The 15476-nt window shown below is 70.9% G+C and carries 16 protein-coding genes; 12 read left to right on the forward strand and 4 right to left on the reverse strand.

Features of this window, described 5'->3' with window-relative positions; translation table 11 throughout:
- The first annotated feature begins 157 nt into the window (after positions 1-157).
- The 5 genes from MQP27_RS16035 to MQP27_RS16055 all read left to right on the forward strand — a co-directional run bounded on the left by MQP27_RS16035 (position 158) and on the right by MQP27_RS16055 (position 4732).
- Complete coding sequence (locus MQP27_RS16035; RefSeq protein WP_242765817.1) at positions 158-841, forward strand: LPXTG cell wall anchor domain-containing protein; 684 nt, start codon at positions 158-160, stop codon at positions 839-841.
- A 279-nt stretch (positions 842-1120) separates the two neighbouring features.
- Entirely contained in the window at positions 1121-1780 is a 660-nt protein-coding gene (locus MQP27_RS16040) for a hypothetical protein (protein ID WP_308289935.1), read from the forward strand.
- A complete protein-coding gene (locus tag MQP27_RS16045) occupies positions 1777-2874 on the forward strand; it encodes a hypothetical protein (RefSeq protein WP_242765819.1) in 1098 nt (365 codons plus the stop codon). Before MQP27_RS16040 ends, MQP27_RS16045 begins: the two co-directional genes overlap by 4 nt.
- A gap of 62 nt (positions 2875-2936) precedes the next feature.
- Positions 2937-4193, forward strand: coding sequence for a hypothetical protein (locus tag MQP27_RS16050; RefSeq protein WP_372511204.1), 1257 nt, complete (start codon positions 2937-2939; stop codon positions 4191-4193).
- A 179-nt stretch (positions 4194-4372) separates the two neighbouring features.
- Positions 4373-4732, forward strand: coding sequence for a hypothetical protein (locus MQP27_RS16055; RefSeq protein WP_242765820.1), 360 nt, complete (start codon positions 4373-4375; stop codon positions 4730-4732).
- 69 nt (positions 4733-4801) lie between these two features.
- Here the strand turns inward: MQP27_RS16055 and MQP27_RS16060 are convergent, their stop codons facing one another.
- Positions 4802-6340 (reverse strand): peptide MFS transporter, encoded by a 1539-nt coding sequence (locus tag MQP27_RS16060; RefSeq protein WP_242765821.1) that lies wholly within the window; start codon positions 6338-6340, stop codon positions 4802-4804.
- Between the two features lie 296 nt (positions 6341-6636).
- On the opposite strand from MQP27_RS16060, the gene MQP27_RS16065 reads away from it, so the two are divergent.
- Both MQP27_RS16065 and MQP27_RS16070 read left to right on the forward strand, forming a co-directional pair.
- Positions 6637-7314, forward strand: a complete 678-nt coding sequence (locus MQP27_RS16065) for a response regulator transcription factor (RefSeq protein WP_058928367.1) — start codon at positions 6637-6639, stop codon at positions 7312-7314.
- Between the two features lie 59 nt (positions 7315-7373).
- On the forward strand, positions 7374-8648 hold the full coding sequence (locus MQP27_RS16070; RefSeq protein WP_242765822.1) for a sensor histidine kinase: 1275 nt from the start codon (positions 7374-7376) through the stop codon (positions 8646-8648).
- Positions 8649-9162: 514 nt separating this feature from the next.
- On the opposite strand, the gene MQP27_RS16075 is transcribed toward MQP27_RS16070, so the two are convergent.
- A complete protein-coding gene (locus tag MQP27_RS16075; protein ID WP_242765823.1) occupies positions 9163-9681 on the reverse strand; it encodes a GtrA family protein in 519 nt (172 codons plus the stop codon).
- Between the two features lie 217 nt (positions 9682-9898).
- On the opposite strand from MQP27_RS16075, the gene MQP27_RS16080 reads away from it, so the two are divergent.
- The 4 genes from MQP27_RS16080 to MQP27_RS16095 all read left to right on the forward strand — a co-directional run bounded on the left by MQP27_RS16080 (position 9899) and on the right by MQP27_RS16095 (position 14052).
- Complete coding sequence (locus MQP27_RS16080; RefSeq protein ID WP_242765824.1) at positions 9899-11095, forward strand: 5-(carboxyamino)imidazole ribonucleotide synthase; 1197 nt, start codon at positions 9899-9901, stop codon at positions 11093-11095.
- Positions 11092-11628, forward strand: a complete 537-nt coding sequence (gene purE / locus MQP27_RS16085; RefSeq protein WP_242765825.1) for a 5-(carboxyamino)imidazole ribonucleotide mutase — start codon at positions 11092-11094, stop codon at positions 11626-11628. The genes MQP27_RS16080 and purE overlap by 4 nt, the downstream gene beginning before the upstream one ends.
- Positions 11625-12812, forward strand: coding sequence for a dipeptidase (locus MQP27_RS16090; RefSeq protein WP_242765826.1), 1188 nt, complete (start codon positions 11625-11627; stop codon positions 12810-12812). Before purE ends, MQP27_RS16090 begins: the two co-directional genes overlap by 4 nt.
- A 121-nt stretch (positions 12813-12933) precedes the next feature.
- On the forward strand, positions 12934-14052 hold the full coding sequence (locus MQP27_RS16095) for a dipeptidase (protein ID WP_242765827.1): 1119 nt from the start codon (positions 12934-12936) through the stop codon (positions 14050-14052).
- Positions 14053-14071: 19 nt separating this feature from the next.
- On the opposite strand, the gene MQP27_RS16100 is transcribed toward MQP27_RS16095, so the two are convergent.
- Both MQP27_RS16100 and MQP27_RS16105 read right to left on the reverse strand, forming a co-directional pair.
- Entirely contained in the window at positions 14072-14461 is a 390-nt protein-coding gene (locus tag MQP27_RS16100; RefSeq protein WP_242765828.1) for a VOC family protein, read from the reverse strand.
- Positions 14462-14485: 24 nt separating this feature from the next.
- Entirely contained in the window at positions 14486-14845 is a 360-nt protein-coding gene (locus MQP27_RS16105) for a VOC family protein (protein ID WP_242765829.1), read from the reverse strand.
- 82 nt (positions 14846-14927) lie between these two features.
- Here MQP27_RS16105 and MQP27_RS16110 point away from each other — a divergent pair, with 82 nt between their 5' ends.
- Positions 14928-15428, forward strand: a complete 501-nt coding sequence (locus MQP27_RS16110) for a CGNR zinc finger domain-containing protein (RefSeq protein WP_242765830.1) — start codon at positions 14928-14930, stop codon at positions 15426-15428.
- Positions 15429-15476 lie beyond the last annotated feature (48 nt).

Below are 15476 nucleotides of genomic sequence, written 5' to 3' on the forward strand. Positions count from 1 at the left end.
AGTTACCCCGGGTCACCGTCTCCACTCGACGCCCCGCCCGTGCGCGCCGGATCCCCACAACTCCGGCGCGCACTGTCCCTTCCCTCCTCACGACCCCGGGCGTACCTTGACGGCCGAATCTGATGTGTCGTCAGGAAACCGAGAGGGAGCGGAAATCGTGTCGTACCGGAAACGAACCGCCGCGCTCGCGTCCGTCGCGGCCCTGGCCGGCTCGGCGGTGCTGATGACCGCCCCCGCCGCCCGGGCCGAGGTCGTCGACGTCAACTACCAGTGCAAGACGCCGATCGGGGCGAAGAGTGCCGTCTCGCCGATCGACATCAAGGGCGTGAAGAGCGGCAGCGGGTACAAACTCACCATGTCCTGGCAGAAGGGCGTCTCCTCCAGCCCGGTCGAGCTGGGCAAGGGCGCGATGAATCCGAGCGCCACGATCAAACTGGGGGGCGCGGACAGTGGGACCGTGGCGGTGTCCGGGCCCGCGAACCAGGCCGCGATTCCGGCCAACACCCCTATCAAGATCAATGACTTGACGGGTACGTACACGCCGAAGAAGTCCGGCAAGGTCACCTTCACGCCGGGGGTCCTCACGATCAAGGCGCTGGGTACGACGACGACCTGTACGCCGTCGAACAACCCTGGGCCGGCGTTGACGCTGGACGTGACCGCGGCGGGTGGCTCCGCCGGGGGGACGAGTGAGAGTGGGTCCGACTCGGGGACGTCGTTGCCGCAGACCGGGCCGGACGACTCGGCGATCGCGTTGGGGACGTTGGGTGGGACGGTGCTGCTGGTGGGGGCCGGGGGCGCGTTGTGGATCACGCGTAGGAATCAGGCGGTTCGGCGTTAGGGGTCCGTCGATAGTGCCGCGATGGGTTGTCGGGTGTCTGACGCGCCGTCGTGGCTGGTCGCGCAGTTCCCCGCGCCCCTTTGGGGCGTTGCCCTTTGACTGCTGGAGCCGCTGATGCCGACTGCCGCTCGTGTTCTGCTTGTGTCCCTTCTCCTTGTGTTGGGTGCTGCGCCGGTTGCTGTTGCCGCCGATGGGTGGGCGCTGGTGCCCTTCGGTGGTTCGCGGCCGTCCTTCTATGCCGAGGGGGCGCCCGGGGCTGCGGTGCAGGACACGGTGTCCGTGAGCAACCGGAGCGGGCGGGCGGTCACCGTGCGGTTGAGCGGGAGTGGTGTCTCCGTCGCCTTCGCCGAGAATCCGGTGCGGGTGCCCGGCCGGACTCGAGCCGACGTGCCGTTCACCGTGCGGGCGAGTGGGGATCGCAGTGGTGAGATCGTCGCCCGGGATCAGGACGGCCGCCGGGCTGCCGTCCCGATCCGGCTGCGGGTGGGTGTTGCCGCCCTGTCCGCGCTGACCGTCGAGCACGTCGCCGTGCACGGTGACCGCATCACGTACGAGCTGGTCAATCGCGGTACGACCCCCCTCGTACCGCGTCTCGCCGTGCACGCGGACGGGCTCTTCGGCCGGGTCCTCGACCGCGCCCCGCGCACCCTGCCCGTCCGGCTCGCGCCCGGCCGCCGGCTGCGGCTGACCGAGCCGTGGCGCGGCCGTCCGGCGCTGGACGCGGTCGACGTGCGGCTCACGGTGACGGCGGACGGTGGCGCGCGGGACACGGCGACGGCATCGGTGCGGTTCGTGCCCTGGGGTGCGGTGGCGGGGGTCGCGGGGGCGGTGGCGGCCGGGGGCGCGCTGCTTCTCGTACGGCGTCACAGGCGTCGTACGAGCGGACTCGCAGCCGAATCGCCGCGGACGGAAGCCGAGTTGACGGGAGCGGTGGCGTGAACGGCAAGGTGCGGACCACAGCGCTGTTGGCGGTGCTCGCGCTGCTCGTGCTGCCCCTGGCGGGCAGCGCGACGGCGGCGGACGGGCCCACGGTGAGGCTGTCCAAGTCGCAGGCGGGGACTGGCGGTTCGATCACGGTGAGCGGCAGTGGATGGCGTTCGCACGCGCTGCTGATGATGCTGATCTGCGGCCAGGCCACGCCCGCTCGCGGGGTGATCGGCGGCACCAACTCCTGTGCCAACGCGGACGGCAGGGCCGTCACCACCGACGCCAAGGGCGCCTTCAGCAAGCAACTGCCGGTGTCCGAGCCGCCGGTGCCGTGCCCGTGCGTGGTGCACGTGGCGACCGTGGAGGGCGAGAAGGCGCAGGCCGACGCGGTTCTGCGGGTGGCTGGACACGCTGTGGAGCCGTTGCCCGCGGAGGCCTCCGGGGGGCGCCTGTCGGTCCTCACCGACACCCGGCTCGACGGCTCCAGCGGTCTGCTCACCTGGTTCGGCGCCCCGCCCTCCCGCACGCTCGTCCTCACCGTCGGCAACGCCGGTACCTCCCCGATCAAGAACCCCGTCTTCCAGGTCGGCACCTCGCACGGCGTGTTCGCCCCCGAGTGGGAGGACCAGGAGTGGCGCGGCACCCTCGCGCCCGGCAAGAAGGCGCAGATCAAGCTGCCCGTCGAGCTCTCGGCGGGCGCGCACGGCGACTACACCGTCTCCCTCAAGTACGGCGGCAAGGTCCTCGCCGAGCAGCCCTGGGGCGTGGGGCGGCCCTGGGGCGTGATCCTGTTCTGGGTCCTGGTCTGCCTGGTGGTGCCGGCGGCGGTGTTCCGCGCCGGGATGGCGATTGTGGACCGGGTACGGCCGCGCAAGGCCGGCGGCCTGCGCCACCGCGGCCTGCACCTGCCCGAACTCACCCTGCGCATGCCGAGGTTCACCACCCAGAAGCTCACCACCGGGGCGCGGGAATCCGCGCCCGCCACCACCTCGACCCTGCCGTGGTTCACCCCGGACTCCGATCCGAACGCGGCCGGTCGGCTCTCCGCACCGCACGACGACAGCCCGACGAGTCCTACGACTCCCACCAGAAAGGGACCCCCGTGAGCAAGCGAAGGAGAGTCACCCCGGCCGCCCGGCTGAGAGCGGCCGCGGCGGGCACCGCCCTGGTGCTCGGCGGGGCGGGCGCCCTGCTGGGCCTGGCCGCCGGTGCCGCGCAGGCGGCGGAGGTGTCGTTCGCGACGCACTGCGTGCCGCCCGCCGGGGTCGCCGATCCCGTCGACGGCACCACGAAGGTCGAGATCACCGCGCCGGCCACGGCGAAGGTGGGCGACACGGTGGACGTCGTGTGGAAGTTCGTCCAGGCCGCTTCCAAGAACCCGGACATCATCGACCTGCCCGCCAACTCCGTACAGCCGTCGGGGGTGTTGAAGGCGGCCGGCGCGCAGAGCGCCGACATCGCCATGCAGGGGCCGCGGGAGAACCCGGCGATCCCCAAGGGCGGCGACATGGTGCTGTCCGACATGAAGGGCAGCCTGAAGCTGACGACGGCCGGCGAGGTGACGCTGACGCCCGACGCGTACACCGTCAACGCGTTCTCGACGGACACCAAGTGCACGCCGTCGGAGACGGTGCAGAAGGCGGCGACGATCGAGGTGTCGCCGGGCGACGGGAGTTCGTCGAGTACGACGCCGGATCCGACGGACTCGACGTCGCAGTCGGCGTCGCCGTCCACGTCGGCGAGCGAGTCGGCGTCCGCGTCCGCGTCCGCCTCCGCTTCGGCGAGCGACGGGACGGGGGACGGGCAGACCGACTTCACCGGCAAGGCGGTCGACATCCCCTACACCTGCCAGTCGCCCATCGGTGAGAAGAAGGCGACCTCCACGATCCAGATCAACGCCAAGAAGGACGGCGGCAGTTACGGCATCACGGTGCAGTTCAAGAACTCGCCGATGGACAGCCCCGCCGACATCCCCGCGGACTCCGTGAAGCCGTCCATGGAGGTCACCCTCGGCGGCTCGGACAGCGGCTCGGTCCATGTCGAGGGGCCGACCAACTCCAAGGCCATCAAGTCCGGTGACCCGATCGAGATCCCCGACATGACGGGCACGTACAAGCCGGGCGCGACGGGGTCGTCGACGCTCTCCCCGGGCGTCCTGACCATCGAGGCCCTCGGCACGACCACGACCTGCAAGCCGGACAAGACGGCGGTCTCCCTGACCTTGGACACCACGGAACAGGCGAGCGGAGCGTCGGGCTCCTCGACCTCGGGCGGCTCGTCGTCGTCCTCGTCGTCGAGCGGCGGCCTGGCGGCGACGGGCTCAGACGACCACGGCGCACTGAAGGCGCTGGGGCTGGTGGCGGGGACGGCGGTGCTGCTGGGCGCGGGCGTGTTCACGTTCATGCCGGGGCGGAGGACACGCTGAGGAGAACGCACCTCAGATCCTGCTCAGAGCAGCGCAGATGGTTTGCCTTCTGGATCAGTGCTGACATAACGTCCCTGGCGTTCGCGCAAGCAAGCGAGCAAGCGCACTGAGTGCGGAGTGAATGAGCAGTTGAACGATTGACCATCGTGCTCGACGCTCCGTAGAGGAAAGAGGAGCAAATGATCTGGGGGAAGAAGGCGGCGAGTGGTGTGCTCGCCGCCGTTCTCATGGCGGCCGGGACCGGGCTCGTGGCGGCGGCGCCGGCCGAGGCTGCGGGGGCCAGGTACAAGTGCAAGGCCGAGGTGCATCTCGACCTGGGGCGGCCCAAGGCCACCTCCTCGTGCAAGAAGACCGGTTCCGGCAAGGCCGTCGCCAAGCACCGCGTCAAGCTGGTGTGCGACGTGGTGCGCGGCCGGGGCAACCCGCACGAGATCCCGTGGGTCCTGTTCGGTCCCTGGGTGAAGCCGGGGCAGAAGTCGACCGTGATGTGCGGGTTCAGCAGCTTCACCCGCTCCTGGTCGGTCGAGACCAGGGCCTGACGCAAGGCCGAGCGAAAGGCCCCGCACCGGTCGCACGGTGCGGGGCCTTCCGGCGTTCCGGGCGGAACGTCAGTGGACCTCGCCCATCAGGGACTTGACCTTCCGGCGGTACATCCACACGGCGAAGCCCGCGAGCGCGGCCAGGGCCGCTTCACCGAAGACCGCCGGTGTGCCGCCGAGGTCGACGCCGGCGATCGCCGGGTTGGACAGGAGGCTCGTGATCGAGTCGCCCGCGGTGACCGCGAGGAACCACACGCCCATCATCTGGGAGGCGTACTTCGCCGGAGCCATCTTCGTCGTCACCGACAGACCCACCGGCGACAGGCACAGCTCACCCACGGTCTGGATGAAGTAGATGCCCACCAGCCACATCGGGCTGACCGCCGTGCCGTTCGCCGCCATGGCGAGCGGAATCAGGAAGAAGAAGAACGAGACGCCGATCAGGACCAGGCCCATCGAGAACTTCACGATGGTGCTGGGCTCCTTGCCCTTGCGGTTGAGCCACACCCACACCCAGGCGAAGACCGGGGCCAGCGCCATGATGAACAGCGGATTCAGCGACTGGTACCAGGAGGTCGGGAAGTCGAAGCCGAGCAGCGAGGTCGACGCCTTGCCCTCGCCGAACGCCTGGACCGTGGATGCGCCCTGGTCGTAGATCATCCAGAACACGGCGGCCGCGACGAAGAACCAGATGTAGCCGGTCATCTTCGACTGCTCGGTGGCCGACAGTTCCTTGTCCCGCTTGATGCGCAGCAGCACACCCGCCGGGACGACCAGACCGATGACCGTGAGCGGGATCATCGCCCAGTTCAGGGTGAAGTGGCCGGTGACACCGACGACACCATAGAAGACGGTCGCCGCGATGACCCAGAGCAGGCCCTTGCGCAGCCAGGCCGCACGCTCCTCGGCCGCCAGCGGCTTCGGGACGACGCTGCTCTTCGGGCTCAGGTTGCGGGTGCCGAGCAGGAACGCGGCCAGACCGATCGCCATGCCGACCGCGGCCATGCCGAAGCCGAGGTGCCAGCTGACCTTCTGGCCGACGGTGCCGATGGCCAGCGGGGCGAAGAACGCACCCGCGTTGATGCCCATGTAGAAGATCGTGAAGCCGCCGTCGCGTCGCGGGTCGTCCGGTCCGTCGTACAGGTGGCCCACCATCGTGGAGATGTTGGCCTTGAGCAGACCCGAACCGGCCGCGACCAGTGCGAGACCCGCGAAGAACGGAGCCTGGCCACCGGGCAGCGCCAGCGTCAGATGGCCGGCCATGATCGTGACGGCAGCGATGGTCACCGTCTTGCGGGGACCCCAGACGCGGTCGCCGAGCCAGCCACCGGGCATGGCGAGCAGGTACACCATCGCCGAGTACACGGAGACGATCACTGTGGTCGTGGCCACATCCATGGCCAGACCGCCGCCCATGCTCCCCTTGCCGGCACCGGGGCCGCCGGAGAGCAGGTAGACGGTGAGAAGGGCCTTCATGCCGTAGTAGGAGAAGCGCTCCCACATCTCGGTCATGAAGAGAGTGGCCAGTCCCCGGGGGTGGCCGAAGAAGGTCTTCTCGGTGCCGGGGGTGCCCGGGGTGACCGAGTCCTTCGTCAGGCTGGACGCCATGGTCGATCCTTGCTGGTGGGGGTTTACCGCACACAAAAGAGACCTTCAGCGTTTGTCCGCCGAAGGTCCCCGCAGTGCTACAGGCGTTGTTTTTTCACCATACGGCAGGGTAGTGCCGGAAAAGGAAGGACTTGAGACACGGATCACAGGTGTCGAAGGAACCGTACACCCCTTTTCCAAGGTCCCCGCGAAGATCACACCGCAGATCCACAGGTTCCTTGCGTGGCGCCCGAAGGTAAGAATCACGCGCGCCGATCACACCCCAGCACATGTCAAGAGCGGTCTACCATCACCTCATGACCCGTGTACTGCTCGCCGAGGACGACGCGTCCATCTCGGAGCCGCTGGCCCGCGCCCTGCGCCGGGAAGGCTACGAGGTCGAGGTGCGCGAGGACGGCCCCACCGCACTCGACGCCGGAATGCAGGGCGGCGTCGACCTGGTCGTGCTGGACCTCGGTCTGCCCGGCATGGACGGCCTCGAAGTCGCCCGCCGTCTGCGTGCCGAAGGCCACACCGTGCCGATCCTCATCCTGACCGCGCGCGCCGACGAGGTGGACACCGTCGTCGGACTCGACGCCGGCGCCGACGACTACGTCACCAAGCCCTTCCGCCTCGCCGAACTGCTCGCCCGCGTCCGGGCCCTGCTGCGGCGCGGCGCCGCCGAGCCGGCCCAGCCGCCGGCCACCCACGGGGTGCGGATCGACGTGGAGTCGCACCGCGCGTGGATGGGCGACGAGGAACTCCAGCTCACCGCCAAGGAGTTCGACCTGCTGCGGGTCCTGGTGCGGGACGCGGGGCGGGTGGTCACCCGGGACCAGCTGATGCGCGAGGTGTGGGACACGACCTGGTGGTCGTCGACCAAGACGCTCGACATGCACATCTCCTGGCTGCGCAAGAAGCTGGGCGACGACGCGGCGAACCCCCGGTACATCGCCACCGTGCGTGGCGTGGGCTTCCGGTTCGAGAAGAGCTGAACCCCCGCCGGTAGCCCGACCCATGTGAGCCAGGTACATGTGAGCCAGGTACAGAGGACATGCGCCGTCGACTGATCCAGTCCACGCTCGCCGTGGTGCTCGTCGTGATCGCCGTCTTCGGCGTGTCCCTCGTCATCGTCGAGACCCGGACCATCAGCAACAGCGCCCAGGAGCGGGTGAGTTCCGAGGCGCAGCGGCTGGCCAGCATCGTGGACAGTCGGCTGAACGTGGCCGGGGCGGTCAGCGCCGAGGTGCTGCACGGCCAGGTGACCGGCGACCGGTACGCCGTCGTGCGGATCCCCGGTGAGCCGGTCATCGAGCTCGGCACCAGGCCCGAGGGCGAGGTCATCCGGGGCCATGCCAGCGGCGAGGAGGGCGAGACCGTCGTCGTCGAGGAGCCCCGGTCGACCGTCAGCCGGGAGGTCGGCCGGACGCTGCTGATCATCGGCCTGGTGGCGCTGCTCGCGGTCGTGGCGGCCGTACTGCTGGCCATCCGGCAGGCCAACCGGCTCGCCTCCCCGCTCACCGACCTCGCGGAGACCGCCGAGCGGCTGGGCTCCGGGGACCCGCGGCCCCGGCACAAGCGGTACGGCGTCCCGGAGCTGGACCGGGTCGCCGACGTCCTCGACTCCTCCGCCGAGCGCATCGCGCGCATGCTCACGGCCGAGCGGCGCCTGGCGGCCGACGCCTCCCACCAGCTCCGTACGCCCCTCACGGCCCTCTCCATGCGGCTTGAGGAGATCACCCTCACCGACGACCCGGACACGGTGAAGGAGGAGGCGAACGTCGCGCTCACGCAGGTCGAGCGCCTCACGGACGTGGTGGAGCGTCTCCTCACCAACTCCCGCGACCCCCGGGCCGGCAACGCCGTCTCCTTCGACCTCGACGAGGTCATCCAGCAGCAGCTCGCCGAGTGGCGGCCCGCCTACCGCAGCGCCGGGCGGGCGATCGTCAGCTCCGGCAAGCGGCATCTGCAGGCCGTCGGCACGCCGGGTGCGGTCGCCCAGGTCCTTGCGGCACTGATCGAGAACTCCCTCATGCACGGTGGCGGCACGGTCGCCCTGCGCACCCGCGTCACCGGCAACCAGGCGGTGGTGGAGGTCACCGACGAGGGCCCCGGCGTCCCGGCCGACCTCGGCGCCCGCATCTTCGAGCGCACGATCAGCGGCCGCAACTCCACGGGCATCGGCCTGGCGGTCGCCCGGGACCTCGCGGAAGCGGACGGCGGCCGCCTGGAAATGCTCCAGACCAAGCCCCCGGTATTCGGCCTGTTCCTGTCCCGCACCCCTCCACTGAAGCGCCCGGACACGGAAGAGGAACCGACGGTCCGCTGAGGGCGCCCGGAGACGGATGAGAACCCGGCGGCTCCGACCTGAGCAGACGAGCCGACGATCCGCCGAGTCCGGAGGGAGAAGGGCCCCCGACGTTTCACCGAGGGCGACCGGAGATGGGCGAGGGCCCGGCGGGTCCGACTGAGCGCCGCTGGAGACGGCAGACGGGTCGATGGTCCGCTGATGGGGGAGGCAGCAGGGGCATCGGCGGTTCGCTGAGTGTGGCCGGAGAGGGCGGACGAGCCGCCGGTCGGCGGAGGGTCGGAGGCGGAAGAGGCCCCGCCGGTCCGCTGAGGGGCGGAGGGGGATGAGGCCCGCCGGTGCCCTCCTGCGTGTGGCCGGAGGTGGATGACCACCCGGTGGTCCCCTGAGCGTGGTCGGAGGTCGGAGAGGGGTCGATGGTTTCGCTGAGCGAGCGGGGGTGGCTGTGAGCTGAGGGGCCTCGGACAGCTCACCCAAGGGCTGGGGCGCCGGACACGCCCCAGGGGTGGCCGTCCCCGGACACGCGACCCGGACGTCAGCTGACCCGCTGTTCCGCCTTCGGCAGCGGCAGCACCTCGGTCGGGTCTGCCTCCTCCAGGAACGATTCCGCGTCGGCCACCGCCTCCCGGGCCGGCAGCGTCTTGAAGACCCACGTGCGGTACGACCAGAACCGGAACAGCGTGCCGAGCCCGATGCCGACGACCTTGAAGACGTTCCGCTCCAGAGCGCTCTCCCAGCCGAAGCCGTAGATCGCGGCGAACAGGATGCCGTTCTCGATCACCAGGCCGACCGCGCTGAAGGCCAGGAAGAGGGAGAGCTCCTTCGTGCGGGCGCTCTTGTCGCGGTCCCGGTAGGTGAAGTAGCGGAAGCCCAGATAGTTGACGCCGATCGCGACGACCGTGGCGATCACGTTGGCGCGCACCGCCTGCAGGCTGGTCAGATGCCACAGCAGGTTGGACACGCCGAAGTTCACGACGGTGCCGAGCGCACCCACCGCACCGAACTTGGCGATCTCGTGCGCGAGCCTTCGCAGCCCGGAGGAACCCTGTCCCATGGTCCTGAAGGCCCCCGTCCGGTCGGTGGTATCGGCGTTTTCGTCAACTCAGCCATGCTAACCACCCCCCTTCATAAACTCCTGTGGATGAGCTCACAGGTCGGAAACAGGATGGGAAGAGCGGGGGAAGAGGCGGAAAAGTCCGGGAAGAGTGCGGTAAGAGACCCCGGAACCGGCCGGAAACCGGTCGCGTCGGCGCGGCCGATACCCTAGGGGCGTGACGTTCCCGGTAGTCGGCATGGTCGGCGGGGGCCAGCTCGCTCGTATGACACACGAGGCAGGCATCCCGCTGGGCATCAGGTTCAAGCTCCTCAGTGACACCCCTCAGGATTCCGCGGCGCAGGTCGTGAGCGATGTCGTCATCGGCGACTATCGCGACCTCGACACGCTCCGCGAGTTCGCGAAGGGCTGCGATGTGATCACCTTCGATCACGAACACGTACCCACCGAGCACCTCCGGGCGCTGGAGGCGGACGGCATCCCCGTGCGCCCCGGCCCCGACGCGCTGGTGCACGCCCAGGACAAGGGCGTGATGCGCGCGAGGCTCGACGCGATCGGCATCCCGTGCCCACGGCACCGGATCGTGACCGATCCGGCGGACGTGGCCGCGTTCGCGGCGGAAGGCCTCCCCGAAGGCGCCGAGGATGGGGGCACCGCCCGCTCGAGCGGAGCCGAGAGTGGGGGAGGATTCCCGGTCGTCCTCAAGACCGTCCGCGGCGGCTACGACGGCAAGGGCGTGTGGGTCGTCGACAACGAGACCGAGGCCGCGGACCCCTTCCGCGCGGGCGTCCCGGTCCTCGCCGAGGAGAAGGTCGACTACGTCCGCGAACTCGCCGCCAACGTCGTCCGCTCCCCGCACGGCCAGGCGGTGGCGTACCCCGTCGTCGAGTCCCAGCAGGTGAACGGCGTCTGCGACACGGTCATCGCCCCCGCCCCCGACCTGGACGAGTCCCTCGCGCTCAAGGCCGAGGAGATGGCCCTGACCATCGCCAAGGAACTGGACGTCGTCGGCCACCTGGCCGTCGAGCTGTTCCAGACCCGCGACGGCCGCATCCTCGTCAACGAACTCGCGATGCGCCCGCACAACAGCGGCCACTGGACCCAGGACGGCGCGATCACCAGCCAGTTCGCCAACCACGTCCGCGCGGTCCTCGACCTCCCCCTCGGCGACCCGCGCCCCCGCGCGAAGTGGACGGTCATGGTCAACGTCCTCGGCGGCGACTACCCCGACATGTACTCCGCGTACCTGCACTGCATGGCCCGCGACCCCCAGCTGAAGATCCACATGTACGGCAAGGACGTGAAGCCCGGCCGCAAGGTCGGCCACGTCAACACCTACGGCGACGACCTGGCCGACGTTCTCGACCGCGCACGTCACGCAGCCGGCTACCTGAGAGGCACCATCACCGAATGAGCACCGCTGCCGGCCCCGTCGTGGGCATCGTCATGGGTTCGGACTCCGACTGGCCCGTCATGGAGGCCGCCGCCAAGGCCCTCGACGAGTTCGAGATCGAGTACGAGGTCGACGTCGTCTCCGCGCACCGGATGCCGCGCGAGATGGTGACGTACGGCGAGCAGGCGGCCGACCGCGGCCTGAAGGTGATCATCGCGGGGGCGGGCGGCGCGGCCCACCTGCCCGGCATGCTCGCCTCGGTCACCCCGCTCCCGGTCATCGGCGTCCCCGTCCCGCTGAAGTACCTCGACGGCATGGACAGCCTGCTGTCGATCGTGCAGATGCCGGCCGGCGTCCCCGTGGCCACCGTCTCGGTCGCCGGCGCCCGCAACGCCGGCCTCCTCGCGGCCCGCATCCTCGCCGCCCACGACGAGGACCTCCTCCAGAAGATGCGCGACTTCCAGCAGGACCTGAACGACCAGGCCACCGAGAAGGGCAAGCGCCTGCGCACCAAGGTCGAGAGCAGCGGCGGCGGATTCGGGTTCGGGAAATGACCGGGCCGACCTCCCTGGCGGAGGCCCGCGCGCTCCTCGCCGACTTCCCGGTGGTCGACGGCCACAACGACCTCCCCTGGGCGCTGCGCAACCAGGTCCGCTACGACCTTGACGCCCGCGACATCGCCGTACACCAGAACGCACACCTGCACACCGACATCCCGCGCCTGCGCGAGGGCGGGGTCGGTGCGCAGTACTGGTCGGTGTACGTGCGCTCCGACCTGCCCGACGCGGTGCCGGCGACGCTCGAACAGATCGACTGCGTACGGCAGTTGCTGGCGCGGTACCCGGCGGACCTGGCGCCCGCGCTGACCGCGGCCGACATGGAGAAGGCGCGGCAGGACGGCCGTATCGCCTCCCTCATGGGAGCGGAGGGCGGCCACTCGATCGCCAACTCCCTCGGCACGCTGCGGGGGTTGTACGACCTGGGCGTCCGCTACATGACGCTCACGCACAACGACAACAACGACTGGGCGGACTCGGCGACGGACGAGCCGAACGTCGGCGGCCTGTCCGCGTTCGGCCGCGAGGTCGTCCGGGAGATGAACCGGCTCGGCATGCTGGTCGACCTGTCGCACGTCGCGGCGACGACCATGCGGGCCGCGCTGGACGCGACCGAGGCCCCGGTGGTCTTCTCGCACTCCTCCTCGCGGGCCGTCTGCGACCACCCCCGCAACATCCCGGACGACGTCCTCGAACGCCTCCCCGGCAACGGCGGCGTCGCGATGGTGACGTTCGTGCCGAAGTTCGTGCTCCAGGCGGCCGTGGACTGGACGGCCGCGGCCGACGAGAACATGCGCGCCCACGGTCTGCACCACCTGGAGACCACCCCCGAGGCGATGAAGGTGCACCGCGCCTTCGAGGAGCGCAACCCGCGCCCGGTCGCCACGGTGTCGACCGTCGCCGACCACCTGGACCACATGCGCGAGGTGGCGGGCATCGACCACCTGGGCATCGGCGGCGACTACGACGGCACGGCCTTCACCCCGGACGGCCTGAGCGACGTCTCCGGCTACCCCAACCTGATCGCGGAGCTCCTCGACCGCGGCTGGTCGAGGACCGACCTGGCCAAGCTGACCTGGCAGAACTCGGTACGCGTGCTGGGCGCCGCGGAGGACGTGGCCCGGGAGCTGCAAGCCACACGGGGGCCGTCGAACGCGACCATCGAGCAGCTCGACGGCTGAGGTGCGCGGGGGCGTCGGGGTCGCTGAACCGGCCGACGCCCGAACGCCCCACCCACCAGGAAGCCACCCGCCCTCCGTGCGACGGTGAACCGTACTGCGATCACGACGTACGGAGCCCGCCATGGCAGACCTCCAGGACGAACTGCACCCTCCCACCGAGGTCGGCGGGCTCGACGGCCTGCCCGACCCCTTCGAGGCCGCCGAGGCGTACAGCCCCGTCTCCGACCCGGACTCCGCACCGCTGGAGCGCGCCCACGCCATCCTCGCCGCGCACCCCGTCGCCGACGGCTACAGCGGGCTGCCCTGGGCGCTGCGCCACCTGCCCTGGTACGACCTGGAGCTGGGCGAGAGCGCCGTCGACACGGACGTGCCCCGGATGCGCGAGGGGCACGTCGGCGCCCTGTTCTGGTCGCTGCACCTGCCGGAGGGCCTCGCCGGGGACCGGGCCGTCGGGGCCACCCTGGAGCAGCTGGACCTGGTCAAGACCGTCGTACAGGCCCACCCCGAGGGCCTCCGCCTCACCTGCACCGCGGGCCAGACCACCGACGCCCGCAACTGCGGCCGCGTCGCCGTCCTGCTGGGCCCCGCCGGAGCCGCCGCCCTCGGCGACTCCCTCGGCATCCTGCGCTCCCTGCACGCTCTCGGCCTGCGGATCCTCACCCTCTCCGGCGCGACCTGGGCGAGCGAGGCCGGGCTGACCCGCTTCGGCGAGGAGGTCGTCCGCGAGATGAACCGGCTCGGCGTGCTCGCCGACCTCTCCGGCGCCTCCGCCGACACCATCCACCGCGCCTTCGCGGTGTCCAAGTCCCCGGTCCTGTTCACCCGCTCCGCGGCCCGCGCCCTGCGCCCCCACCCCGCCAATCTCCCCGACGGCCTGCTCACGGAGCTGGGCGCCGCCAAGGGACTGTGCATGGTGCCGCTGACCGCCGAGCAGACCGGCCCGTCGGTGCGCGACGTCGCCGACCACCTCGACCACGTCCGCGAGATCGCGGGCCCGGAGTGCGTGGGCCTGTCCGGTACGTACGACGCCGGCACCGCCCACCCCCAGGACCTCGGCGACGCCTCCTGCTACCCGCACCTCATCGCCGAGCTGCTGCACCGCGGCTGGTCCGAGGCCGACATCGCCCTGCTGACCTGGGGCAACGTCCAGCGCGTCCTGCGCAGCGCCGACTTCACGGCCCGTGCCGCGCAGCAGCGCCGCGAGCCGTCGACGGCGAAGATCGCCGACCTGGACGGGTGACCGGGCCCCGATCCGGGGTTCAGGGGGTTTCGATCCGGCAGAGGCAGAACGGATGCCCCGCCGGATCGGCGTACACCTGGAAGTCCTTCTTCTCCCGGTCCTCCAGGTCCAGCGGCCGTGCGCCCAGCGCCAGCACCCGCTCGTGCGCCGCGTCGATCTCCGCCCAGGTCGCCCCGGCGTCGAAGTCGAGGTGGAACTGCTGCGAGTTGCGGTCCGCGCGCGGCCACTCGGGCGGCGTGAAGCCCTCGGCCCGCTGGAAGGCGAGCCGAGGCCCGTCCGGCACCCGGAGTACGACCCAGTCGTCGTCCTCGGCGACCGGGGTGCCGCCCGCGACCGCCGCGTAGAAGTCGGCGAGCGCGCGCGGGTCGGGGCAGTCCAGCACGACGGAGCGGAAGCGGGCCACGGGCATGGTGTCCTCCAGGTTCGAGGTTGCTCAGCAGGCGCAGAGGCAGAACGGGTGCCCCGCCGGGTCGGCGTACACACGGAACGTCCGCGACCGGTCGTCGGCGTCCAGCGGCTTCGCGCCCAGCGCCAGGACACCGGCCTCGGCCTTGTCGAGGTCCTCGACGGTCAGGTCCAGGTGGAACTGCTGCGAGTGCTCGGGCGAGGGCCACTGCGGGGCGGTGAAGCCGGGTGCGGCCTGGAAGGCCAGCGCCCGGCCGTCGGGGGTGGTGAGGTCCGCCCAGCCGTCCTCCACCTCGACGGTGCCGCCGAGCAGCTCGGCGTAGAAGCCGGCGAGCAGTCGCGGGTCGGGACAGTCCAGGACGACGGCACCGAGCTTGGCGAGAGCCATGATTACCTCCGGTGTTACCTCTAGACGGGTTCAGCCAGTAACGGTTACTGCATACTGGCGCATTGGAGGTAACGTCGCAAGCATGAGTGAGAGATCGGCCGCGCCGGGCGGTCTGGCCCTGGTCGAGTCCCTGGTCAACACCCTGGACATCGAATCGGGCGCCGACGCCCTCGACACCGCGGACGGCAGGGCGCGCTTCGGGCTCGCGGAGGACGAGGTCGCGGGCGCGCGCGAGTTGCGGGAGGCCCTGCGGGTCGCGCTGCTGGCCCACGCCGGCCACGCGCCGCACGCCCGGGTCAGGCCGCTGGGCGAGCTGCTGGCGTCCGCACCCCTGCGCGTCACGGTCGACCCGGCCGACGGCTCGGCCGCCCTCGCCCCGGCCGACGCCCGCCCGCTGCCGTCCCGGGTCGCCGCGGCCGTCGCCCAGTCCCTGGTCGACGGCACCTGGAACCGCCTCAAGGCCTGCGAGGCCGAGACCTGCCACTGGGCGTACTACGACCGCAGCCCCGCCGGCCGCGGCCGCTGGTGCTCGATGCAGGTGTGCGGGGCGCGCGCGAAGATGCGGCGGTACCGGGCCAAGTAGTTCCCCGGCCGCCGCACGGGCCGGTGGTGCAGAATGCAACGAGACGCC

It is taken from the genome of Streptomyces cylindrosporus, from assembly GCF_022698165.1.
GTDB classification, from domain to species: Bacteria; Actinomycetota; Actinomycetes; order Streptomycetales; family Streptomycetaceae; genus Streptomyces; species Streptomyces cylindrosporus.